Origin of the sequence: Roseateles aquae (assembly GCF_032337115.1) — a bacterium.
GTDB lineage: Bacteria > Pseudomonadota > Gammaproteobacteria > Burkholderiales > Burkholderiaceae_C > Roseateles_C > Roseateles_C aquae.
Map to the genome: position 1 here is coordinate 790,889 of NZ_JAVXZY010000002.1, position 24,963 is coordinate 815,851.

At 64.4% G+C, this 24,963-nt stretch carries 14 protein-coding genes and 1 tRNA gene; 9 read left to right on the top strand and 6 right to left on the bottom strand.

Annotation, left to right across the window (positions count from 1 at the left end):
• Window positions 1-77: 77 nt before the first annotated feature.
• The gene (locus RQP53_RS08805; RefSeq protein ID WP_315649861.1) at window positions 78-725 is read right to left on the bottom strand and encodes a response regulator transcription factor; all 648 of its coding nucleotides are present in this window, start codon (window positions 723-725) and stop codon (window positions 78-80) included.
• Entirely contained in the window at window positions 722-1,867 is a 1,146-nt protein-coding gene (locus tag RQP53_RS08810) for a hybrid sensor histidine kinase/response regulator (protein ID WP_315649862.1), read from the bottom strand. The genes RQP53_RS08805 and RQP53_RS08810 overlap by 4 nt, the downstream gene beginning before the upstream one ends.
• Window positions 1,868-2,182: 315 nt before the next feature.
• Here RQP53_RS08810 and RQP53_RS08815 point away from each other — a divergent pair, with 315 nt between their 5' ends.
• From RQP53_RS08815 to RQP53_RS08845, 7 genes are all read left to right on the top strand, one after another.
• Window positions 2,183-2,647 carry a hypothetical protein gene (locus RQP53_RS08815; RefSeq protein ID WP_434064067.1) on the top strand — a complete coding sequence of 155 codons (465 nt, stop codon included), beginning with the start codon at window positions 2,183-2,185 and terminating at the stop codon, window positions 2,645-2,647.
• Window positions 2,648-2,696: 49 nt separating this feature from the next.
• Complete coding sequence (locus tag RQP53_RS08820) at window positions 2,697-3,059, top strand: response regulator (protein ID WP_315649903.1); 363 nt, start codon at window positions 2,697-2,699, stop codon at window positions 3,057-3,059.
• A gap of 26 nt (window positions 3,060-3,085) precedes the next feature.
• Window positions 3,086-5,200 (top strand): chemotaxis protein CheA, encoded by a 2,115-nt coding sequence (locus tag RQP53_RS08825; RefSeq protein ID WP_315649865.1) that lies wholly within the window; start codon window positions 3,086-3,088, stop codon window positions 5,198-5,200.
• Window positions 5,201-5,232: 32 nt separating this feature from the next.
• Window positions 5,233-7,065 carry a methyl-accepting chemotaxis protein gene (locus RQP53_RS08830; RefSeq protein WP_315649866.1) on the top strand — a complete coding sequence of 611 codons (1,833 nt, stop codon included), beginning with the start codon at window positions 5,233-5,235 and terminating at the stop codon, window positions 7,063-7,065.
• Window positions 7,066-7,104: 39 nt separating this feature from the next.
• Window positions 7,105-7,629: a chemotaxis protein CheW gene (locus tag RQP53_RS08835; protein ID WP_315649867.1), complete on the top strand. Its 525-nt coding sequence runs from the start codon at window positions 7,105-7,107 to the stop codon at window positions 7,627-7,629.
• 100 nt (window positions 7,630-7,729) lie between these two features.
• Complete coding sequence (locus RQP53_RS08840) at window positions 7,730-9,886, top strand: methyl-accepting chemotaxis protein (RefSeq protein ID WP_315649868.1); 2,157 nt, start codon at window positions 7,730-7,732, stop codon at window positions 9,884-9,886.
• Between the two features lie 121 nt (window positions 9,887-10,007).
• The gene (locus RQP53_RS08845) at window positions 10,008-12,050 is read left to right on the top strand and encodes a methyl-accepting chemotaxis protein (RefSeq protein WP_315649869.1); all 2,043 of its coding nucleotides are present in this window, start codon (window positions 10,008-10,010) and stop codon (window positions 12,048-12,050) included.
• Between the two features lie 271 nt (window positions 12,051-12,321).
• On the opposite strand, the gene RQP53_RS08850 is transcribed toward RQP53_RS08845, so the two are convergent.
• Window positions 12,322-14,874, bottom strand: coding sequence for an ABC transporter permease (locus RQP53_RS08850; protein WP_315649870.1), 2,553 nt, complete (start codon window positions 14,872-14,874; stop codon window positions 12,322-12,324).
• A gap of 139 nt (window positions 14,875-15,013) precedes the next feature.
• Here RQP53_RS08850 and RQP53_RS08855 point away from each other — a divergent pair, with 139 nt between their 5' ends.
• Window positions 15,014-15,853, top strand: coding sequence for a dioxygenase family protein (locus RQP53_RS08855; RefSeq protein ID WP_315649871.1), 840 nt, complete (start codon window positions 15,014-15,016; stop codon window positions 15,851-15,853).
• A gap of 56 nt (window positions 15,854-15,909) precedes the next feature.
• Window positions 15,910-15,983, top strand: a tRNA-Gly gene (locus RQP53_RS08860).
• Window positions 15,984-16,062: 79 nt separating this feature from the next.
• Here the strand turns inward: RQP53_RS08860 and RQP53_RS08865 are convergent.
• The 3 genes from RQP53_RS08865 to RQP53_RS08875 all read right to left on the bottom strand — a co-directional run bounded on the left by RQP53_RS08865 (window position 16,063) and on the right by RQP53_RS08875 (window position 24,731).
• Window positions 16,063-17,034 (bottom strand): diguanylate cyclase domain-containing protein, encoded by a 972-nt coding sequence (locus tag RQP53_RS08865; RefSeq protein ID WP_315649872.1) that lies wholly within the window; start codon window positions 17,032-17,034, stop codon window positions 16,063-16,065.
• A complete protein-coding gene (locus RQP53_RS08870; RefSeq protein ID WP_315649873.1) occupies window positions 17,031-23,105 on the bottom strand; it encodes a PAS domain S-box protein in 6,075 nt (2,024 codons plus the stop codon). The genes RQP53_RS08865 and RQP53_RS08870 overlap by 4 nt, the downstream gene beginning before the upstream one ends.
• A 138-nt stretch (window positions 23,106-23,243) precedes the next feature.
• On the bottom strand, window positions 23,244-24,731 hold the full coding sequence (locus tag RQP53_RS08875; protein WP_315649874.1) for an NAD-dependent succinate-semialdehyde dehydrogenase: 1,488 nt from the start codon (window positions 24,729-24,731) through the stop codon (window positions 23,244-23,246).
• Window positions 24,732-24,963 lie beyond the last annotated feature (232 nt).

Here is a 24,963-nt window from a genome sequence, read left to right on the forward strand (position 1 = left end):
TGCTGATGGCACCAAACGCACTTCTACCATGCCCGGCACAGCTGCGCACATGGGATATGCAGTGCCGGCGCCTTGCCTCAGCTCTGCACCAGGCCGTTGCGAATGGCGTAGACGGTCAGTTCGGAGTTGTTGGCCAGGCCCAGCTTCTCCAACACGCGCGCCCGGTAGACGCTGACCGTCTTGGGGCTCAGCGTCAGCTCCTCGGCAATGTCCGAGAGCCGCTTGCCCGAGGCAATCATCACCAGGGTCTGCAGTTCGCGATCCGAGAGCTTCTGGTGCGCCTGCTCGGTCACCGGAGCAGTCAGGCTCTCAACCAGCATCTGCGCAATTTCAGGCGTCACGTACTTGCGCCCCTGTGCCACGGTGCGTACAGCCTGCACCAGTAGCTGCGGGTCGCCCCCCTTGTTGACATAGCCATAGGCCCCAGCCCGCAGCGCGCGGATCGCATACTGGTCTTCCGGGTACATAGAAACGATGAGCACGCGCAGATGGCTGCCCTCGTCCTTCAACACATGCAGCACATCCAGACCGCTGCGCCCTGGCATATTGATGTCCAGCACCAGCACATCGCATTCCTGCTCAGGCCCGAGCGTGCGCAGCAGGCTGCGCAGCTCGCCGTAATCGCCTGCCTCGCCCATCACCTGGATGTCAGCGGCATCGGCCAGCGTGTCCCGGATGCCCCGCCGAATCAGCGCATGGTCATCACACAAAATCACTTTAATCATGCACTGCCCCAGGCGGACGGATCGTGTTCTTCGGTATGGCTGTGGTCATCACCAAACTGTGCTGCGGCCTCGGCTTGCAAGGGCACCGACAGGATCAGGCTGGTGCCCCGCGAGCTGCTGCTCAAGTCCACCCAGCCGCCGACCGTGGCGGCCCGCTCGTGCAGGCCGCGAATGCCAAAGCTGCGTGCCTTGGCCAGGTCGCCCGGCGCAATGCCCTGGCCGTTGTCGCTCACCTCCAGCGTCAGCACGCCCGAGTCAACGCTCAGCTCGATGTTCACCTTGCTGGCATTGGCGTGCTTGCTGATATTGGTCAGCGCCTCCTGCGCCGTGCGGTAGGCCACCAGCGGCACCCCGGGGGGCAGCTGGATCTGCTCGTGGCTGGTGCGCGTGGTCGTCAGGATGCCGGTGCGCCGCTCGAAGCGGTTCGCCATCCACTGGACAGCTGCCACCAGGCCCTGCTCGAGAATGGCGGGGCGCAGGTTGTGCATGATGCGCTGGCTGGCTTCGATTGCGTAGCTGACCGTCTCCAGCGCCGAGTTCACGCGCTGCTGCACCGCTGCATCCTTGGCATGACGGGCAATCCAGGCCAAGTCAAATTTCAGCGCCGTCAGCGAGCCCCCAACATCATCGTGGATCTCACGCGCGATCGCGGCACGCTCCATCTCGACACTGGTCTGCAGATGGCCGGCCAGTTCATGCAAACGCTGCTTGCTCTTGAGCAGTTCGGCATCGGCAGCCACCCGGGCCCGCTCCGACTCACAGGCCTCAATCGCATGCAGCAAGGCCGGTGCCAGGCGGGCCAAGTTGTTCTTCAGCAGATAGTCGGACGCGCCGGTACGCATGGCCGCCACTGCGGTGTCCTCGCCGATCTCGCCAGACACCAGCACAAAAGGCATCAGGTATTGGCGTTGGCGCAACATGTCGAGCACCAACAAGCCCGAAAAGCCGGGCAGGTTGTAGTCCGAAATGATGGCGTCCCAGGGCTGACGCAGCGCCGATTCCAACTCCAGCAGCGAATCGACCCGCTGCACCTCGATGCTCAGACCGGCGCGTCGCAGCTGCGCCACGATCAGCTGATGGTCCAGTTCGGAATCTTCTATGTGCAGGATGCGCAGATGGCGCTCGGCGGTGGGCGTCGACATGGGCGCGAGTATGCCAAGTTTGCAGACCGCTTCCGGGCTGGCAGCTCGGCTTTCGCAGCCTATCGCTTCGAGCATTTCGTCGCGTTCGCGCGACTTGCAAAAGCAGGCATCAAGGGTTTACCCTGATCTTGAAGCGAGAACTATTGGTCGAAGCCCAGAAATAGCCCGGCTTTAATTGATAAGTCCTGTCGACACGCGGCCTGGAAATGCCGAAGATGCCACACATGACTGAGTCGTCAATGACTGCGCAAAGGCAGGGCTGGCGGCAATCGCTCATACGGCGTTTGAAGCTGAAACAACTACCGTGGAGCCACGATGCTGATGAATGAAACGCCAGTCCCACCAGACTCAGGGGTGATTCCCCTTTTGGCGGCGGCTGAGCTCCAGGATCACCTGATGACGGTGACCAACGACCTGGAGCGCTTGCAGCGCTTGCTGGACGATGCCGGAGAAGCGCTTTCAGCGCACTTCTACAGCGCCTCCAGCCAGGTGCAGCACCTGCTGCGTCAAAGTGTTGAGCAAGCCCCCGAGACCGATAACAGCGCGCTGCACAAGGTGATGGAAGACATTGCCGGCGCCATCACGGCCCTGCAATTCCAGGACATGGCCACGCAGCTGATTGCGCACACCAGCCAGCGCCTGCGCAATTGCGCTGACCAGCTGGCTCGCGATACCTTTGGCGACGACGAGGAAGGCGAAGCCATCGTCGAAATCGCGCCGCTGCGCCCCAATCCCGTGACGCAGGACGAAATGGACGCAGGGTCCATAGAACTGTTCTAAAGATTTTCAAGAATCAACCGATACCAGCTTGTTATCCGGAGAGAAAGCGATGCATTCAATTCTTGCTGTGGACGATTCGGCCTCGATGCGCCAAATGGTCTCCTTCACCCTCAAGAACGCTGGGTTCAACGTGGTTGAGGCCGTGGATGGGCAGGACGCCTGGGAAAAGTCGGCGACCCGCGATTTCGATCTGGTGCTGACCGACCAGAACATGCCGCGCATGGACGGGATCAGCCTGACCAAGAAACTGCGCGACAACCCCAAGTTCAAGACCACTCCCATCTTGATTCTGACGACCGAATCCAGCGACCAGATGAAGCAGGCCGGCCGTGCAGCCGGCGCGACCGGCTGGCTGGTCAAGCCCTTCGATCCAGCCAAGCTGATCGAGGTTATCGGCAAAGTCATTCGCTAAGCGGCACCTCAAGCCAGGAGCAAAGCATGGGAGAGATGACCTCCGAAGGCGCCAGCCTGAGTGCCGGCATTGACCTGAGCCAGTTCTACCAAGTCTTCTTTGAAGAGGCGAGTGAGAACCTCGACAACATGGAGCAGCTGCTGCTCAATGTGAATGTCGAGTCGGCTGACGACGAAGAACTGAACGCCATCTTCCGCTGCGCGCACTCGATCAAAGGTGGCGCAGCGACCTTCGGTTTCAGCGATGTGGCCGAACTGACCCACCAGATGGAGACGCTGCTGGACAAGCTGCGCCGTCATGAACTGAATCCGACCTCGCAGATGGTCGATGTGCTGCTGCAGTCTGGCGATGCCTTGCGCGCCCAGCTCGGCCGCCATCAGGGCTCGGGAGCAGCCGCGGTCGACACAACCGAGTTGCTCCTCAACATCAAGACCATGGTCGATGGCGGCGGCGAGGTGCCAGTAGCCGCCCCCAAGGCCACGTCAGCGGCACCGGCCGCGCCAGCACCGGCACCTATCGCCTCAAATGTGCGTCAGCTGGAGCTCCAGGTTGGCCCGCTCAGCAATCCCTCGCATGCGGACAATCTGGTTGAGCTGTTCAAGGAAATCACCGATCTCGGCACCATCGAGCCGCTCGACGGTGGCGTCGCTGCCGACGGTATTCGCCGCTTCAAGGTCACGACCAGCAGCACCGACAACGATCTGCTGGATCTCTTCACCTTCCACGTCGCCCGCGAACAGGTCAAGCTCTCTCCCTTGACCTCGGGCTATGGCTTCCACGAAGGTGCCCCCGGCTCCCCGCCCGCCGAGGCAAAGAAGGAAGAGGATCTCGGCTATGGCTTCTTCGACGATGCCCCTGGCGTGCCCGCCAGCGCCACGTCGACCGAAGTCAAGCCAGTGGCCGAAGCGCCCAAGCCTGCTGCCGTCGTCAAGCCGGCTGCCGCCAAGCCGGAGGCACGCGCCGCCGGTGGCGGCATGGATCAATCGACGCTGCGGGTCTCGGTCGAGAAGGTCGACCAGTTGATCAACCTCGTCGGCGAACTGGTCATCACCCAGGCCATGCTGGCGCAGAACAGCCGCAATGTCGATCCCGGCCTGTACCAGCAGCTGTCGTCCGGCCTGGCCGACCTGGAACGAAACACCCGCGACCTGCAGGAATCGGTGATGTCGATTCGGATGATTCCGATGTCGGTCGTCTTCAACCGCTTCCCGCGCATGCTGCGCGACCTCGCTGCCAAGCTGGGCAAGAAGGTCGAGCTGGTGACGCAGGGCGAAGCCACCGAACTGGATAAAGGCCTGGTCGAGAAGATCACCGATCCTCTGACTCACCTGGTGCGCAACAGCTGCGACCACGGCATTGAGTCGCCGGCCGACCGCGCTGCCAAGGGCAAGCCTGAGCAAGGCACCATCACCCTGGTTGCCTCGCATCAGGGCGGCTCCATCGTCATCGAGGTGCGCGACGATGGCCGCGGTCTGAATCGCGACAAGCTGCTCAAGAAGGCCCGAGAAAAAGGCATTGACGCGCCTGACACCATGACGGACCAGGAGGTCTGGGGGCTGATCTTTGCGCCGGGCTTCTCGACGGCAGATCAGGTCACCGACGTGTCCGGCCGTGGCGTCGGCATGGACGTGGTGAAGAAGAACATCACCCAGCTGGGCGGCACCGTCGAAATCGATTCCGCTGAAGGCTACGGCATGAAGGTCTCGGTGAGACTGCCGCTGACGCTGGCCATCATGGATGGCATGAGCGTGGGCGTCGGCGAAGAGGTCTACATCCTGCCGCTGTCCTCGGTGGTCGAGTCCTTCCAGGTTCAGGCCGACACGATCAAGACGGTCGGTGGTTCGGGCCGCGTGGTTGAGGTTCGCGACGAGTTCATGCCCGTGGTCGAGCTGGAGCAGGTTTTCAATGTGCCGCGCTTCGACTTCGAGCACGTCAGCTCCATCATGGTGGTCGTCGAAGCCGAAGGCGGGCGGGTCGCGCTGCTGGTCGATGAACTGCTTGGCCAGCAGCAGGTGGTCGTGAAGAACCTCGAGGCCAACTACCGCAAGGTCTTTGATGTCTCCGGCGCCACCATCATGGGCGATGGTCGCGTGGCCCTGATTCTGGACATTGGCAGCCTGGTCCGACGTTCGCGTCATTGAGCAGCGAAGCTCTGTTCGAAAGGAAGTTCTGAATGAGCATGAGCTCAATGCTGAGGCAGTTCAGTATCCGCACGCGGATGATTGGCGCCATCGCCATGGTGCTGGCCCTGCTGCTGGCGGTTGGCGGCGTTGGTTTGACAGGCATGAGCTCCATGCGCAGTCAGACTCAACGCTTCGTCGACGTCGCCAGCACGGAGGCCAGCCAGATCACCCGCCTGGCTCAGCAGATGGGTAATCTGCGCCGCTACGAAAAGGATCTGCTGCTGAATATGGGCCAAGCCGACGCCAGTCGCGCGGCCCGGCAGAACTGGGACAAGTCGGTCAGCGAAGTCACCGCCATTCTCAAGCGTCTTGATGGCGGTGGTGACGACGCTGCCCGCAAGGTACTGCGCAAGCTCGCGCCACTGGTAGACAGCTATGCCAACCGTGCACAAGCCGTGCTCAGCAAGGCCGAGAGCGGAGGCTTTGACGCCGTGTCGGCGGCCAATGCGGCGCTGGCCGATGCCAAGAGCTCGATCCAGGAAGCTGAAAGGCTGCTGGATGAGGTGCAGGTCGCGCTGGATCGCGACGCCAAGGAACTGCAGATCCAGAGCGCCAAGACTGAAGACCGCATGTTGATGGCCTTCATGGTGGTCCTCGGGATCAGCGCCCTGATCGTTGTGCCGCTGACCCTGCTGAATATGCACAGCATCTGCAACCCATTGGCCGAGGCCGAGGCGCTCGCCAGCGCGATTGCGCAGGGTGACCTGACCAATGCGTCCGGCACCATCGAGGGCAATGACGAGGCATCGCACCTGCTGCGTTCGCTGCAACATATGCAGGGCGCGCTGCAAGGTTTGGTCGGTCAGCTGCGACTGTCGGCGGAACACATCCGCACCGCGTCGGTTGAGATCGCCTCTGGCAATCAAGACCTTTCCAGCCGCACCGAGCAGACGGCCAGCAATCTGCAGCAAGCTGCCTCTTCGATGGTGCAGCTGACCGGCACTGTCAAACAGACCGCAGACTCGGCCTTGACCGCCAATCAGCTGGCCTCGTCGGCCTCCACAGCCGCTGCCAAGGGCGGTGAAGTGGTTGGCCAGGTCGTCGCGACCATGGACGAAATCAACACCAGCTCCAAGAAGATCAATGACATCATCAGTGTGATCGACGGCATCGCCTTCCAGACCAATATCCTGGCGCTGAACGCCGCCGTTGAAGCCGCACGAGCCGGCGAGCAAGGCCGTGGCTTTGCCGTCGTGGCCGGCGAGGTGCGCATGCTGGCCCAGCGCAGCGCCGAAGCGGCGCGCGAAATCAAGGCCCTGATCGGCGCCAGCGTCGATCGCGTCGAAGCTGGCACCCGTCTGGTTCAGGAAGCCGGTAGCTCGATGACTGAGATCGTCACCAGCGTTCAGCGCGTGACCGACATCATCGGCGAAATCACTGCTGCGGCGTCCGAACAGAGTGAAGGCATTGGCCAGGTCAATCAGTCGGTGGTCGAACTGGATCAGATGACGCAGCAAAACGCCGCCCTGGTTGAGGAATCTGCCGCAGCGGCCGAAAGCCTGAAGGATCAGGCCGAGCAGCTCGCCGATGCGGTTGATCGCTTCCGTATCAACAACAATGCCGCAGCAAGCAGCGTCAAAGTGAGCAAATCGCCGAAGAGTAGCCGTCCGCTGGCCGGCGCCGCGAGCGCCACGCTGGCCCAGGCTGCGGCGGCCCGTGCGGCGGCGCCCATGCCTGCGCCTGTGGCCAAGGCTGTCAGCCCAGCACCCGTCAAGAGCAGTGCTAACCGGGGCGGCGATCAAGCGCCCAGCGCACCGCGCCCTCGCCCGCCTGCGGCCCCCGTGCCTTCGGCGGCGGCCGAAGGCGATTGGGAAAGTTTCTGAAGCCGTCCGCAACCCACCAACCTTGCATTGAGGTCAGTCATGGAAATTGTTCCGCAATCCACGCAGGTCGCGCGTCATGAAGGCGGCAACCTCACCGTCCAATCGCATGGCCCGGCCAGCGGTGAGTACCTCACGTTCCGATTGGGTTCGGAAGAGTACGGCATCGACATCCTGAAAGTTCAGGAGATCCGCTCCTACGAACCGCCGACACGCATCGCCAACGCGCCTGACTTCATCAAGGGTGTTGTCAATCTGCGCGGCGTCATCGTGCCCATCGTCGATCTGCGCTTGAAGCTGGGTTGCCCGACCGCCGAGTACAACAGCTTCACCGTGGTCATCGTGCTCAACGTCAAGGGCCGTGTCGTCGGTGCTGTCGTCGACTCAGTGTCGGATGTGCTCGAACTCAATCGCGATGCCATCCGCCCCGCACCCGAGCTCAATGCGAGTGCAGTGGATACGAGTTTCATCACCGGCATCGGCGCCGTCAACGACCGCATGCTGATTCTGATGGACATCGAAGGCTTGATGAGCAGCGCCGACATGGGGCTGATGGAATCCCTGTAAGCGCTCGGCAACGCTAAAGCCCGCACGCCGAAGGCGGGCCGGCACAAGGTAGCGCGGGAGGTGGCGCTGCAATTGTTCAGATCGAATGGAGCGATCGCTTATGTCGTCCGGAGTCACCTCAATAGCCCGTCGCGTCTCGCTGGTAGGCGTGACCGCACTGGCACTCATCCTGCTTGGCACCAGCGGTGCGCTGAGCGTGCTGCTGACCAAGGTCGCCAGGGACCGCACCGCCACCTGGGTGGGCGATCGCACGCAAGCCCTGACCGATGGCATGCAAGCGATGGATGAAGTGGCCAAAAACATGGTCAGGCAGTCCTACGGCAGTTTCCGCCAGGACTTTGGCCCGGTCTTCACGCTGGACGAGGCCACCGGCGATCTGCGCGACTGGGGGCCCAAGCTCAACGGCAATTTCACTCAGGTCGACAAGTTCGCTGGTACCACCGGCGGCGCGGCGTCGGCCTTCATCATCAAGGATGGTGACTTTCAGCGCATCACGTCTTCGCTGAAGAACGAGAAGGGTGAACGCGATATCGGCGGCATGCTAGGCAAGAATCATCCGGGCTTCGCCATGCTGAAGGAAGGTAAGTCCTACTCGGGCCGCGCCGTGCTCTTCGGCAAGACCTATATGGCGCACTACGAGCCGATCAAGAGCGAGGCCGGCAAAGTGATCGGCCTGCTGGCCATTGCCCTGGACATGGGCACATTCCAGCAAGCCATGGACAAGATGATCAGCAGCGCCAAGTATTTCGAGACCGGCGGCACCTACGTCGTCTCGGTGCCAAGCAAGGACGTGGCGCAGGCCCGCTTCGTGAGCCATCCCAATGCTCAAGGCAAATTGGCCAGCGAGGTCGCGCCGGACTTCGGCAAGTTCATGAGCGCAATGATCGAATCCAAGGATGGATTCGTCGACGACGCGCCCAATGTGCTGAAGACCAACGGCAGTGGCTTCTTCTCGGTCGGACGCCAGAACGAGAACAGCGGGCTGTGGGTGATCGCCCAGGTCTCGAACAGCGAAGCCATGGCCTCGCACTGGGCCACGATGGTGCCCTTCTGGATTCTGTTGGGTGGCGCTACCGCAGCACTCGGCTTTGGCCTGTTCTGGATGATGCGCAACTGGATTGCCGCGCCGCTGGCCTCGCTCTCCGAAGCCGTGCGCAGCATCGCGCAAGGCGATCTCTCGCGCAGCGTCACCAGCGACCGAGACGACGAAATCGGCGCCCTGATTCGCGACACCGAATCGATGCGTGAGCGCCTCGCCGACACCATCGGCACGGTGCGCCACTCGGTCGACTCCATCGGCACCGCCAGCACCGAAATTGCCAGCGGCAACCAGGATCTGAGCCAGCGCACCGAGCAGACCGCATCGAACCTGCAGATCGCCGCCTCGTCCATGGTGCAGCTGACCAGCACCGTGCGTCAGACCGCGGACTCGGCGCGCACCGCCAACCAGTTGGTGTCGTCGGCCAACAGCGCTGCCGCCAAGGGCGGTGCGGTCGTCAGCCAGGTGGTGACGACGATGGACGAGATCAACACCAGCTCCAAGAAGATCAACGACATCATCGGTGTCATCGACGGTATCGCCTTTCAGACCAATATCCTGGCGCTGAACGCTGCCGTCGAAGCGGCACGCGCCGGCGAACAGGGTCGTGGCTTTGCTGTCGTTGCCGCCGAAGTGCGCTCGCTGGCCCAGCGCAGCGCGGAGGCCGCCAAGGAGATCAAGACCCTGATCGGTGCCAGCGTCGATCGCGTCGAGGCAGGATCGCGCCTGGTGCAGGATGCCGGCGCCTCGATGGACGAGATTGTCACCAGCGTCCAGCGCGTCTCGGACATCATTGGCGAGATCTCGGCGGCTGCCACCGAGCAGAGCGAGGGCATCGGACAGGTCAACCAGTCCGTGGTCCAACTCGACCAGATGACACAGCAAAACGCCGCGCTGGTTGAAGAGTCAGCCGCCGCAGCGGAAAGCCTCAAGGATCAGGCACAGCGGCTGGTTGAGGCCGTGGCCGTGTTCCGCGTTGCCGCCACTGCAGGCACGCAAGCCCGTGACAAGGCGCCACGTCCGACCGCCACCAGCACAGCCACCAAGGCCGCTTCGGCGCCCCGTGCTGCCGTGATTCCAGCCCCGGCCAGAAAACCCAAGCTCACAGCGAAAGCGCATTCCGGCGCCTCAGCCGAAGCATCAAGTGCCGCCGCGCCTGCGCCGCGGGCAGCAGCGCCGGCCCCAAGTGCTGCAGAGGGGGATTGGGAGTCTTTCTGAAGATCGGCCCAGCTGAAGCCGTGGTCGCCACTGCAAGGCGCGCCGCCAAGGCTGCAGCGACTGGCCTGCCCCATATGAATGAGGCCGACTGCCGGCCAGCTATCGAGAGTAAGGAGTGTCCATGTTTGATTCGATCAAGACCAAGCTGATAGGCGTTGGCATCGCCGTTGTGGTGCTGAGCCTCACGGTCTCGACCGTGGCCAACTATGTCACCGTGCGCAACAACACGCGGGCCCAGGTGCTGAGCACACTAGACCAGACGGCAAGCGCCCGAGCGGCGACGATTGCCCAATGGGTGCGCAGCCAGCGCGACATCCTCAGCTCCCTGGCGCCGGCCGTTGATCAGCCCGAGCCGGTGCCCGCACTGGTCCAGGCTGCCAAGGCTGGAAGGCTGGACGCAGCCTATGTCGGCTATGCCGACAAGCGCATCGTCTTCAACACGCCTCAAAATCTGCCTCCAGGCTATGACCCCACGGGACGCCCGTGGTACACCAAGGCCGCGTCCGCCAGTGGCCCCGTGATCACCGAGCCCTATATGGACGCAGCCCGCAAGCTGCTGGTCGTGACCTTTGCCAACGCCATCAAGGAAGGCAGCAACGTCAAGGCCGTCGTGGCCTCCGACGTCTTCCTTGACGAGGTGGTGGCGACGATCAAATCGATCAAACCCACGCCCAATGGCTTTGCGTTTCTGGCCAGCCGCGACGGCAGAATCATTGCCCACCCGGACGCCAATCTGGCCATGAAGCCGGCCACGGCACTCTCGCCCTCACTGGACAACGCCGCCTTCAAGGCCGCGATTGACAGCAACGGTGGCTGGGTTGAAGCCAATGTGGGCGACAACAGCTTCCTGCTGCGCGGCGCGCCGGTTGCTGATACGGATTGGATCCTGGTCACCGCCGCTGCCAAAGACGAGGCGCTGGCCTCGCTGAACTCGCTGCTGCGCGCCGCCGCCATCATCGTGTTGGTGATGATGCTGCTCGCCGGCGCCGTGATCACCACCATGATCACACAGATGATGAGCGGCCTGGAACGTGTGCGCCAGGCACTCGACGAAATCAGCGCTGGCGGTGGCGATCTGACTCGTCGACTGCCCGAAAGCGGCAGCGATGAGATTGCACGGATTGCTGCCTCATTCAATCTGTTCGCCAAGAAGATCCAGGACATTCTTATCGACGTTCGCGCCGCCAGCAGCTCGATTTCAACGGCCTCCAGCGAGATTGCCGTTGGCGCGCAGGATCTCTCCCACCGCACCGAACAGACGGCCTCGAATCTGCAACAGGCCAGCTCGTCGATGGAGCATCTGACAGGCACCGTGCGCCAGACGGCAGACGCCGCACAGACCGCCAATCAGCTGGCCTCATCGGCCTCCTCGGCCGCAGCCAAGGGCGGTGAGGTGGTCAGCCAGGTCGTGGCGACGATGGACGAGATCAACACCAGTTCCAAGAAGATCAACGACATCATCGGCGTCATCGATGGCATTGCCTTCCAGACCAATATCCTGGCCCTGAACGCGGCCGTCGAAGCGGCCCGTGCCGGCGAGCAAGGGCGTGGCTTTGCGGTGGTGGCGGCCGAAGTTCGCTCGCTGGCACAGCGCAGCGCCGAAGCGGCCAAGGAGATCAAGACACTGATTGGTGCCAGCGTCGATCGGGTTGAGGCTGGTTCACGGCTGGTCGAAGCGGCCGGCGCTTCGATGAACGACATCGTCGCCAGCGTCCAGCGTGTGACGGACATCATCGGTGAGATCACCGCTGCCGCCTCGGAGCAAAGTGAAGGCATCGGTCAGGTCAACGGCACCGTGGTGCAGCTCGACCAGATGACCCAGCAGAACGCTGCCTTGGTCGAGGAGTCGGCAGCGGCCGCCGAAAGCCTGAAGGATCAGGCCTTGCGCCTGACTGAAGTCGTCTCGGTGTTCCGTCTGGGCGCCGAAGACAGCGGCCGCAGCAGCAAGCCCTATATCGCCAAGGGCAAGAGCAACCATGGCAGCAGCGCGTCAAGCAGCCAGATGGTCCATCACCGTCCGGCCAGCGCCGCCCCCAAGCCTGCAGCAGCACCCAAGCCGGCCGCCGCCAAGCGCGCCAGCGCGCCGTCCCCTGCGCCAGCGCCCAGCCCCGCCCCCGCGTCCAATGGCGGTGGCGGTGGCGAGGGCGACTGGGAATCGTTCTAAGCCCAGGCTGGGCATGAGAAAGGCAGGCCTCTTGGCCTGCCTTTTTTCTTGGCGCTTTTCGCGTTAAGCGTGGATGCTCTGGAAACAGCCAAAGGCAGCCACAGAGGCACGGAGTCACGGAGAAAAACAAGTCGAACTCTGGTCTTCCCAGTAAATCCCTCCGCGCCTCCGTGCCTCTGTGCTTGCGTTTCGAGTGTCAGTTGCCGCGCATCAACTACCGCGCAGAGAGCCTTTTTGTTTGCGCTTCAGCCGCGCGCGCACGGCCGTTAGGCTATTGCGATTCCGCCTCGCGCAAGCTGCTCATCACCGGCCGCTGCAGCACGCCGCGCAAGCCCCACCAGCCGGCCAGCTGGGCCAGCAGGGCGCCGGCCAGCATGGCGCCGAGTGGCACCCAGAGTTTCAGCTCCCAGCTGAAATCAAAGACATAACGGGCCAAGGCCGCGCCCAGCGCCAAAGCCGCCAGCCCGGCCAGAAAGCCGGCCAGAGCACCCACACCGAGCAGCTCAGCTCTTTGCACCTGCGCCAACAGGCCCGAGCTGGCGCCCAGTGCGCGCATCAGCGCGAACTCGCGGGTGCGTGCCTCCCGGCTGCTGCCTACCGCCGCGAGCAAGACCAACAGGCCGACCGCCAGCGTGAACGTGAACAGGAACTGCACCGCCTGCGCGACCTGATCCAGCACCGTCTGCAGCTGCAGCAACTGCGCCGTGACGTTGACGCTGGTGATGTTGGGGAACTCTCGCGCCAGCTCAGCATCAAAGGCAGCGCCGGGCGCATGAAAGGCGCTGATATAGCTCTTGGGGAGTTCAGGCATCGAGCGGCGTGGGAACATCACGAAGAAATTGACGCGCATCGAGGCCCAGTCCACCTTGCGCAGGCTGCTCACACGGGCCTCGATCTGCGTACCAGCAACATCAAAGCGCAGCCGGTCGCCCAGCTTGATGCCCAACTGCTGCGCGAGGCCCTGCTCGACGCTGAGCCCGTCGGCTTCCTCATCGACCCATTGGCCGGCAATCACCTGGTTGTGCGCCGGCAGCTGCGCCGCATGGCTGAGATTGAACTCGCGCTCCAGCAGCGCGCGCGAACGCTCTTCGCCCTGCTGCTGCGCGCGCAGCGGCTGGCCATTGAGCGCAATCAAGCGGCCCCTGATCATCGGATACCAGTCGTAGCGCTGCACACCGAGTTGCCGCAGTCGCGCTTGAAAGGCCTCGCCCTGCTCGGGTTGGATATTGATGACAAAGCGGTCCGGCGCGTCCTTGGGCGTCGCGGCACGCCAGCTGCTGATCAGGTCCGTGCGCAGCATCACGAGCAAGCTCAGCGCCAGCAGCCCTACTGCCAGCGAGGCCACCTGAACCACCACAAAGCCCGGGCGCGCCGCGACCTGGCGTGTGGCCAGCATCAGCCAGCGAGGCGCGCCCGCCTGCGGAACGGCCAGCCTCAAGAGCTTGACCGCCAGCCAGGCCAGCAACGCAAACAGCAGCAAGGCCGCGCCGAAGCCCAAGGCCGTGATCAGCCCCAGGCGCCACTCGCCTGAGATGGCCACCAGAATGCCGGCAAAGCCGAGCAGGCCGCCGCCCAACACCAGCGTCGAGCCCATGCGCACGGCCCCGAGGTCACGCCGCATCACACGCAGCGCCGGCACGGCAGCCAGCTGCAGCACCGGCGCCATGCCAAAACCCATCAACAGGCTCAGGCCCAGGGCCAGACCGCCCACAGCAGGCCAGACGCTGGGCGGGGGCAGGTCGACCGCCAGCAGCCCGGCAAGCAAACGCAAGAAGACGAAGTGCAACCCGAATCCCAGCGCCACGCCGGCAAGACTGGCCAACAAACCAGCCGCACCAAAGGCGAGGCCAAAGGTCCAGGCAATGCGCGCCTGTGACTGCCCAAGCACCCGCAGCATCGCGCAAGCATCAAGATGGCGGGCCGCGAAGTCGCGTGCGGCGAGGCTCACCGCCACAGCGGCCAGCAAAGCCGCCAGCATGGCGACCAGCTTCAAAAAGCGCGCTGCCCGATCCAGCGTCTGTCGCATCTCGGGGCGGCCGTTCTCCAGCGATTCCAGCCGAACACCGCGCACCTCATCGCGTTCGACCAGCTGTTTGACCTGCTCGATAAAGCGCGCCGCTGCGCTTCCACCGGCTTCAGCGGCCACCGCCAGCCGATATGTCACCCGGCTGCCAGGCTGGATCAGGCCGGTGGCGGCCAGGTCGGTCTCGGCCAGCATCAGCCGGGGCGCAAAGCTCATGAAGCTGGCCCCACGATCGGGTTCGGTCCGGATCACACCGGCAATGCGCAGCTGCGATTCGCCGAGCAAGACCTCGTCGCCCAGGCGCAGCGCCAGCGCCTGCAGCACTTCGGCATCGACCCACACCGTGCCTGGCGCTGGCGCCCCCACCAGCCGGCCATCGCCCAGCTGCAGCCGTCCGCGCAGCGGATAGCTGGCACTGACCGCCTTCACCGACACCAGGCGGGTCGCCCCGCCTTGGGCCTCAGGCGCACGCGCCATGCTGGGAAAGCTGATCGAGCGCATCTGCGCCAGTCCCAGGCCATCGGCCAAGGCGACGATGCCGGCAGGCGTCGGCTTGTCACTGGCGACCAGGGCATCGCCACCAATCAGTTGCGCTGCATCCCGCTGCAAGCCAAGCTGCATGCGGTCAGACAGGAAGCCAACCGCGCAGACCGCCGCCACCGCCAGCATGACGGCCAGCCCCAGCAAGCGCATCTCGCCGGCCCGCCAGTCACGCCACAGCTGGCGCCAGGCCAGTTGCATGACATGGGGCAGGCGCGACGGCTGTGCCGGCGAAGCGGTGGCGGGGGCTGAATGGCTCATCGGCGCACTGTAGCCGCAGCCACCCTGCTGATGCTGTCAGTCATGGCATGCCCCTGCGCCGACCAGCATGCAGCCGCCTTGAACTCAGCCTTCAAGCCGCTTCAGCGCCGATCGACCGCCAGGCTGATTCAATCAGGCCATGGATAGCAAGCCCTTCCCCGCCCTGTTCTTGTCCCATGGCTCACCGATGACGGCGCTTGAGCCCCGCGAGGCTGGCGCCTTCATGAGCCAGCTGGGGCAAACGCTGGACCACATTTGGGGGCGGCCCCGCGCCGTGCTCGCGCTCTCGGCCCATAGCCTCGCGCACGGCCTGGTGGGCCTGGCCGCCGACCGGCATGAAGCCGTCTATGACTTTGGCGGCTTCGACCCCGCGCTCTACCGGCTGCGCTACGACGCCCCCGGCGCACCAGCACTGGCCGACCGTCTCGCCGCCCTGCTCGGAAGTCGCTTCACCCGACATCCCCAAGGTGGGCTCGACCATGGCATCTGGACCCCGATGCGCTACCTCTACCCCGACGCCAGCGTGCCGGTGCTGCCCCTGGCCTGGTCGCCCCACGAGAGTCCGGAACGCCTGTTCAAGCTTGGGCAAGACCTGGCCCCGCTGTTGCGCGAGGGCGTCCTGCTACTGGCCAGCGGCAGCATCACCCACAATCTGCGCCTGGTGTTCCAGGGTCATCCCGAAATCGATGCCGCCGAAACCCCGGCCTCGGCGGCTTTTCGCGAATGGATCAGGCTGCAGTCCACCGCGCGCGCCTGGCCCGCCTTGTTCGACTACCGGCGCCAGGCGCCCCATGCCGTCGACATGCACCCGACCGATGAGCATCTTCTGCCCTGGTTCATTGCCGCGGGCGCTGGCGGCCCGGACGCCGTGCCACAGCGCCTGCACGCCAGTCTCACTTATGGCTGCCTGGGCATGGACGCCTACGCCTTTGGTGACCAGGCTCTCAAGTTGCAAGTGGCCTTGCACCGCAACGACTGACGCCGAAATGCCTGCCTATAATGGCGCGCAGTGCAGCTCAGGCTGCGCGCAGCATGGCGGGTATAGTTCAGTGGTAGAACGCTAGCTTCCCAAGCTCGATATGCGGGTTCGATTCCCGCTACCCGCTCCACTTCTCTGCTGTCGCCCGGTTGCTTCATCGACCATCTGCCGACTCATCAGCGTTCAAGACGTGCCCCCCACGATTCCCCTCAGCACGCCGTTGCGCTGACTCTCGCCCGGCCCGCGGCCTTGGCTGCATACAACTGCTCATCGGCCTTGGCGAGCAACTTCTCCGGGCTGCCGCCAAGCGCCGGGAAGCAGGCGGCCAAACCGATGCTGACGCTGACCACCCCACCCTGCGCCGCATGCTTGTGGGGAATGGCCAAGGTCTGCACGGTGGCGATCATGCGGTCGGCGACTTGCACGGCGCCATCGAGCTCGGTCTCCGGCAGCACACAGGCGAATTCCTCGCCACCAAAGCGGCACATCAGGTCCGGCGGGCGGCGCAAAAGGTTGCGCAGGCATTCAGCCACCCGACGCAGGCAGTCATCGCCGGCCAGATGGCCGTACTCGTCGTTGAAGCGCTTGAAATAGTCGACGTCGACCATCATCAAGGCGAGGCTGCGGCCATTGCGTCGGGCACGCTGAAACTCGGCCTGGAAGCGCTCGTCAAAGAAACGGCGGTTGTGCACGCCCGTCAGCCCGTCCAAAAACGCCAGTTCGCGCAAGGCATCACTCTGGCATTTCAGGGTCAGATGGGTGCGCACCCGCGCGCGCACCACGGCGGGCGTGAAGGGCTTGGCAATGAAATCAACCGCCCCCAGCCCCAGCCCATGGGTTTCCTGCTGGGCATCGGTATGGGCGGTGACAAAGATCACCGGGATCTCGCGCAGCCTTGCATCGGCCTGAATGCGCCGGCAAACCTCATAGCCATCCATACCGGGCATCTGCACATCCAGCAACACCAGATCGGGCTGGCGCTCCTGACACAGTTGCAGCGCTTGCTCGCCACTGGTCGCCATGAAGACCTGGCAGTCGCTGGCGAAGATCTGGTAGAGCGCTTGGATATTGACCGGCTGATCGTCAACGATCAGCAGCTTGGGCTTGCGTCCCCAGGCCTGTTGAACCGCTTGGAACAGGCCCGGCGCCAGCAGATCGGCTGATTTGCGATCCATGGTCATGCCAGCTCCTCCAGCCAGGCCTTGACGCAACTCGCGGCGGCCGCAAAGTCAAGATTGGCAATCGCTTCCTGAAGTTGCTCGCGGCGCTCCGGATACGCGCCGCCCGACTCCGTCATCAGGCTTTCGAAGAACTGCAGCGCATCCATATCGCTGTCCTGCAACAAGCCGAGCCCCTGCTTGAGGGCGCTGCGCAGTGCGCTGGAGCCCGCATCGCCACGAGCCCGCCGCTCAGGTTGACCGGTTCGCTCTGCGCTTGCGCGCAGGGGCGCATCAGGCAGCACCGCACGCAGGCGTTGGGCGGCCTCATCCAGCATGGCACTGCCAGCGGACAAGTGATGCTGGGCCTCAGCCTGCCAGTTCGCTTGGGGCAGTTGACCACTGGCCAGCGGCTTTTCACCTTGCGCCGCCCAGCGTGCCAGGCCGTGAGCGCCAACCGTGGCGGATAGCCCCTTGAAGGCATGCAAAGCCTGTGATGCGGCTTCGCAGTCAGCTGTCGCCAGCCACGCCGGCAGCTTGTCTTGCAGCTGACGCGCACTCTGGGCGGTAGATGCCAAGGTTCGAAGATAGAGACTGGTCTTGCTCATGAATCGATCAAGCCCTTCCTGCAGGGCCAGTTGCTGCGCCTCGGCCCAGGCAAGCAGCTCAGCCGGCAGCTGGGCGGGTTTAAAACGCGGCAGGCTCGGAACTGGGGGCTCGCCCACGGCCGGCTCCCGTCTCACCAGCCCAAGCAGCACGCTGACCAGCTGATCGAGCTCGAAAGGCTTGCCGACATGCGCATTCATGCCGGCTTCGCGGCTCTGCTCAAGATCGCTGGCCATTGCATTGGCGGTCATCGCAATCACCGGCAAGTCGCTGAGACCGAGCTCCTGACGCAGCTTGCGCGTCGCCGTCAATCCATCCATCACCGGCATCTGCACGTCCATCAGCACGGCGTCGGGCAGGCGGTGCTGGCGTGCCAGCCAGTCCAGCGCCAGCTGACCGTTCTCGGCCACGCTGATCTCTGCTCCCTCATCGGCCAACAGTTCGGTGGCCACCTGCTGATTGTGTGGATTGTCCTCAACCAGCAGCAAGCGCAAGCCGGCCAGCCGTGCACTGCGCTGCGGTGGCAGGTCGTCAAAGCCTGAATCCGGTGACGGTGCATTCAGTGCGTCCAGCAGCATGCCGGCACTGATGGGCTTGACCAGCATCGCATCTGGCGCATCAGCACTTATTTCGCTGAGCTGCTCGCGGCCCTGCGCACTGAGCAGAGCAACCCAGTGCAAGCCATCCAGCGCCGGCAGCTTGGCGCGCAGCGCCTGTTGCCAGGCTTGCTGGCCAGGCAGCTGCCAGTCCAGCAACACCGCATCAAAGCGATGCGGCACTTGCAGCAGCGCCTCGGCCTGAGCCAAAGAGCTGGCCAGTTCAACGCTGCAGCCCAGCCCGCTGGCCATGGCCGCCAGCACATGGCGGGCCTGGGCATGGTCGTCGACAATCAGCAACCGTTGCACCGTCGGGGCTGCGATGGCGCCCTCGCCAAGCAGCGGCGGCACCGGCAGCTTCAGCACAAAGGAAAAGCGGCTGCCGTGGCCCACTTCGCTGTCCAGATGCAGGTGCCCGCCCATCAGCTGTACCAGGCGCTGACTGATGGCCAAGCCGAGGCCGGTGCCGCCAAAACGCCTTGTCGTCGAGGCCTCGGCCTGTGAGAACGCACTGAACAGGCGCTCGCGGTGCTCCTCGGCAATGCCGATACCGGTATCGGCCACGGCAAACTCAATCTGCGCCTCACTGCCCACCGGCTCACGCAGTTGCACGCTGACCACCACCTCGCCCTGCGCGGTGAACTTGATGGCATTGCCGGCCAGATTGATCAGCACCTGCTGCAGACGCAGGGCATCGCCCAAGAGCAACGCCGGCACCCGAGGGTCGACATCGAACAGCAATTCCAGCGGCTTGCCCCCCAGATTGGCTGCCATGATGACGGCCAGGTCGCGCAGCAAGGCCTCCAGCCGGAACGGTTGCGGATCCAGGCCCATCTTGCCGGCCTCGACCTTGGAGAAGTCCAGAATGTCGTTGAGCAGGCTCAGCAAGGAACGCGCCGCCCCTTCGGTCTTGCTGGCGTAGTCGAGCTGCCGCACGTTCAGTGGCGTGCGCTTGAGCAGCGTCAGCAGGCCGAGAATGGCATTCATCGGCGTGCGAATCTCATGGCTCATATTGGCCAGGAATTGGCTCTTGGCCACGCTGGCCTGCTCGGCATCGCGCCGCGCCTCTTCCAGCCCGGCCTCGTAGTCCTTTTGACGGGTGATGTCGATGAACACGGCCAGATAGCCATGATTGACACCATCGCGGCCGCGCAGCTCGCTGATCACCTGCAGCACCTGGAAGCGTCGGCCCTCCTTGTTGATATAGCTGCTCTCCACTTCGCGATTGAGCTGCGAAGGGTGAACCAGCGCGGCGAAGCCATCGAGCTGTTCACCGGTCTCCGCCGAGACCCGCTCCGCCAGCGCTGCCAGGGCCAGCGGCGGCAGGAAGGCGGCCGACGTCATCCGTCCGAGCACTTCCTCGGCGCGATAGCCCAGCATCTGTTCGGCGCCGCGGTTGAACAGGCTGATCTGCCGGTCGGTGCCACTGGCGACAATGCCGACCTTGGTCGACGAGTCCAGCACCGCATTGAGCAGGGCCACCGTGCGGGCGAGTTCCTGCGCGGCGCGGCGCTGCGCCGATACATCGGTGTAGGTGGAAACAAAGCCCAGCCCGGGCACCGGCGCGCTGCGAATTTCCAGGCAGACCCCATCAGGGCGCATGCGCTCCCAGTGATGCGGTGAGTGAAGCGCATAACGCACCCGCTCCATGCCCAGCTGCAGCGCGGCCGCTTCGCTGATATCGCCGAAGTCTCCTGCCTTCCAGCGGGAGCGCAACAGTTCGTCGACGGAGAACTGCGGCCGCGCCCGCATGGCGTCGTCCAGCTCGTACAGCTGGTCGTACATATTGTTGTGCAGCACCATTTGCAGCTGCGGATCAATCACGGTCAGACCACAGGGCAGGTTCTCCAGCACCACCCGCAACAGCTCGTTGCTGCGCTGGCGCTCACCCTCCAGCCGCTTGCGCTCGCTGATGTCCACATAGGTGGTGACAAAGCCGCCCGACGGCATCGGCGCGCCGCGCACTTCCAACGTTATCCCGTTCGGCCGGGTTCGCTCCAGCTGATGCGGCTCGGGGTAGCGAGCGCGCTCGATGATTTCTTTCACGACGGGCTCAACGTCCTCGATGGCGCCATACTCGCCCCGCACAGCATTGAAACGGATGATGTCTTCGAAGTGCGTCTCGCCCCCTTCGAACAGCTGATCCGGGAAACCAAGCAGGCTGCGGAACTGCTGGTTGTGGGCGATCAGCTTCAGCTCACCATCGAAAACGCTCAGGGCACAAGGCAAGCTGTCCAGCACACTGCGCAGCAGTGCGTTATTGCTACGCATCTGCGCCTCGAGTGCACGGCGTCCGCTGATGTCAGCAAAGGCTCCGAGCACGCGGCGCGCCTGCCCCTGCTCGTCGCGCTCCAATTCGCCAACGGATCGCAACCAGGCCGGCCGGCCGCGTACCGTTCGAAGCTCCAACTCCAGATCCCAGCTTTGCCCTTCGCTGCTGGCAAGCAGGATGGCGTCCTGCAGGTACTCGCGGTCACGGGGCAGGAAGCAGTCGAGCATCTCGGCCAGGCTCGGTGCCCCGCAGGCTTCCATCTCGAACAGCGCCCAGTTCTGCTCGGAACCGCTGAGGCATTGATCGCTCAGCTCGAGGGCCCAACCGCCGACGCCGGCCAGGCGCTCGGCACTCTTGAACAGCGCCTGGCTTTCGCGCAGCTGCTGTTCGGCCTGCTTGCGCGCCGTGATGTCCAGATGGGTGCCAGCCATCCAGGTCGGCTTGCCATCGGCATCGTGGGCGATCACCTTACCGCGCGACAAGACCCAGATCCAGTGTCCGTCACGGTGCTTCAGCCGCAACTCCGCCTCGTAGGCGGGCAGTTCGCCGGCCAGATGTCTGCGCGTCAACGTGACGGACTGGCGCAAATCGTTGGGATGCACATGCTTGCGCCAGGTCTGCAGACTCAGCGGCTGCAACTCGGACAGCTGGTAGCCAATCATCTCGGCCCAACGCTCGTTGAAGATCACCTCATCGGTTTGCAGATTCCATTCCCAGGTCGCCGCATTGGTGCCGTCGATGATGCTGTTGAGCCGCTCCCGCTCGCGTCGCAGCTCGCGCGAGGCCTGCCGGGCTGCGGTCACGTCCTGGCGGATCGACACATAGCGCTCGATCTGCCCGTCGTCGCCGCGAATCGGCGCAATGATGCTGTCAACCCAATACAGCTCACCGTCCTTGGCCCGGTTGCATACCTGGCCGCGCCAGGATTGGCCCATGCTGATCTTCTGCCACACCGCCCCCCAGAACTCACGGCTTTGCACGCCCGAGTAGACGATGGCGTGGGTATGCCCCAGCAGTTCCGCCTCGCTGTACTTGCTGATCCGGCAGAAGGCCTCGTTGGCGCTGATGATGATGCCGCGCGCGTCGGTGATCGACACAATGGCATGCTGCCGGATGGTGCTGAGCAAATCGTCGTTCTCGCGCAGCGCAGCAGCCAGGCGCAACTGATCGCGCTTGCGCTCGGAGATGTCCAGCGCAATTTCGATGAAACCCGTCAAGCGCCCCAAGGCGTCGTGCACCGGCTGCACATCGGTTTCCACCCAGTAAAGCTGACCGTCCGCACGGCGATTGCACACCTCCTGCCGGCAGCCAAGGCCGGCACGTGCCGCATCGATGAAGGCCTGAGTAACCTGGGGATCCGAGCCGGGATGGGCAAACAGCTCGGCCGCCGTCCGGCCCATGGCCTGCTCGGCGCTGTAGCCGCTGACCCGGCTGAAGCCATCGTTGACCCAGGTGATGCGCAGCTGTGCATCTGTGCAGATGACGGCATTGGCGGTGCGCTGGGCCACCGTGGCCAGGCGTTCCAGGTCCTGCGTCAGCCGGTGGGCCAGCGCCTCTGCCCGCTGGCGCCCGATCAATAGCAGCCACAGGGCCAGCGCCAGCAGCAGCGACAGCGCAGCGCCAGCCAGGGCCACCCACAGCGGTCCGGCATTGCGTTGGCCGCGCACGAAGGCATCAGTCGCCGTCACCTGCAGAGTGATATGGCGTCCGCCGAACTGCAGTGTCTGCAATCGCTGCCACGGCGCGCCCTGCGCCATCGAGTCTTTCGCCGAAGCAAAAAGCTCATGCCCGCTTTCGGCTTTTTCACCCTCAAACACCTCAATCGCGAGCAGCCCTTCGGCCGCGCGCCCCAGGTCCAGCAGCAACTCATTCGCCACGATGGGCGCGCAGGCAAAACCCAGCAGCGCACGTTCGCGCTGTGCTGCGGTCTGTGGATCGCTGCCGCGCCGGTAAATCGGCACGATCAGCATGAAGCCCGGTTGCTGTTGGCCAAAGCGAGGCAACATCAAGCGACCGCTGAGGCTGTCCTCGCCGTTGCGCAGAGCACGCTCGATGGCTTCACGCAGCACCAGATCAGCGCCCAGATCGCGGCCCCACAGCTCGACGTTGTTGGCCAGCGGTTCGATGTATTTCAGCACGTACAGCGGCGTCGCTTCGCCCGGCCCACGCTGCACCTCGAAGTGGCTACCACTCTCCTCGGTGACTCGCGCCTGGAGTTGGGGCAGGTCGGCCACGGCCGTGCGCTCGGCAATGCCCAGGCCGAGCAAGCCGGGGTACTCACGGTTCAGATCGTGCGCATCAACAAAAGCCCGCAGCTCATCCAACTGCACGGCATTGCCAGCCGCATAGATGCCACGGGTGCCATGCAAGGCATAGACAGGCAGTTGAAGACGCCGGTTCAGCTCCAGCTCGACCCGGTGCGCGAGTTGCTCAAAGCGCAGGTCCGTCTCTTCATGCAGTTGGGCGGCCACCCAGCGGGCCGCCAGGGCGCTCAACCCCAGCCCCAGCAGCAGCACGACGAAGGTCAGCAGCAGCGCCCTGCGCGTCTGCGGCGCTGCAGACGCCAGCGCCTGCCTCCAGCGTCTCGGCGACAACCCCCTGTGCTCAGCGCCTTGCGCCATCGACGAACCTTCCGATGTGAACGGATGACCCCTCAGTCTATGCCCGGGGCGAAGCCGCACAAAGCATGATTTGCCCGCGCTAGCAGGGTCAGTCCTTGCTCACAGGCCCAGCATGGCCGACGCCGGGTCCGGCGACGTTCAGCGCTGGATGTCGCCCAGGCAGAGATATTTCAGCTCGACATAGTCGTCAATGCCCTGGTGAGCGCCCTCGCGCCCCAGACCCGACTGCTTGACGCCGCCAAACGGCACCTCGGCGGTGGCGATGATGCCGGCATTGATGCCAACCATGCCGTACTCCAGCGCCTCGCCAACACGGAAGATGCGGCCGATATCGCGGGTGTAGACATAGGCGGCCAGGCCGAATTCGGTGTTGTTGGCGGCGTAGATCGCGTCGGCCTCGGTGGCGAAGCGGAATACCGGCGCCATCGGCCCGAAGGTCTCTTCGCGGGCGCACAGCATGTCGCTGCTGGCATCAGCAATCACCGTCGGCTCGAAGAACTGCGCGCCCAGCTCACTGGCCGGCTTGCCACCGGCGAGCAGCCGCCCGCCCTTGGCCAGCGCATCCTCGACATGGTGTTGCACCTTGGCGATGGCCTGCGCGTCAATCAGCGGCCCCTGGTTGACGCCGGCCTCAAAACCGTTGCCGACCTTCAATGCCGCCACCTTGGCCGCCAGCTTCTCGACAAAGACCTCGTAGACGCCCTCCTGCACATAGAGGCGGTTGGCACAGACGCAGGTCTGGCCGGCATTGCGGTACTTGCTGGCCAGCGCCCCCTCGACGGCGCTGTCCAGATCGGCGTCGTCGAAGACGATGAAGGGCGCATTGCCGCCCAGCTCCAGCGACAGCTTCTTGACCGTCGGCGCGCACTGGCGCATCAGGATGCGGCCGACCTCGGTCGAGCCGGTGAAGGAGAGATGCCGCACGATGGGGCTTTCGCACAGCAGCTTGCCGATCTCGATCGAACGCTCGCTATCGGCGCTGAGCACATTGAGCACGCCCGAGGGCATGCCGGCGCGCTGGGCCAACTCGGCCACCGCCAAGGCCGACAGCGGCGTCTGCTCGGCCGGCTTGATCACCACGGTGCAACCGGCGGCCAGCGCCGGCGCCACCTTGCGGGTGATCATCGCCACCGGGAAGTTCCAGGGCGTGATCGCGGCGCAGACCCCCATGGCCTGCTTCAGCACCAGATAGCGCTTGTTGCCATCGGTGGTCGGAATGGTTTCGCCATAGACGCGCTTGCCCTCTTCGGCAAACCACTCGATGAAGCTGGCGCCATAGCCGATCTCACCCTTGGCCTCGGCCAGCGGCTTGCCCTGCTCGGCGGTCATGATGCGGGCCAGGTCGTCGGCATGCTTGGTCAGCAGCTGGAACCAGCGCATCAGGATGGCGGCGCGTTCCTTGGCCGTCTTGCTGCGCCAGGCCGGCCAGGCCGCGTTCGCGGCCGCCACGGCGGCCTCGGCCTCGCTGGCACCAAGATTGGCCACTTCAGCCAACAGCAGCCCGGTAGCCGGATCGTGAACCGCGAAGCTGGCCTCACCGGACACCCACTCGCCATTGATCAAGCCTTGCGTCTTCAAAAGACTGGCATCGTTCAGCGCGGCCAGGGGCGAGGTGGTGCTGTTCATCTCAGGGGCTCCGTCGTCATGAATCCGGGTTTGGAGGCGCCACTCTACCCTCAAGGGAAGGTCTGCATAAGTCGGCGTGGGTCGTGGTTGAGAGAAAAGGGGCGGCCCGACAGCAATGATTTACGGCGCGCTGCGAAGGTCGGGCTGGTGGCCCGACAGCCGAGCAGCGCAACGCCCGTGGGGGCCCCTTTTCTCTCAACCCGCAGGGCAAGCACCAGCCACGCCCTGCCGG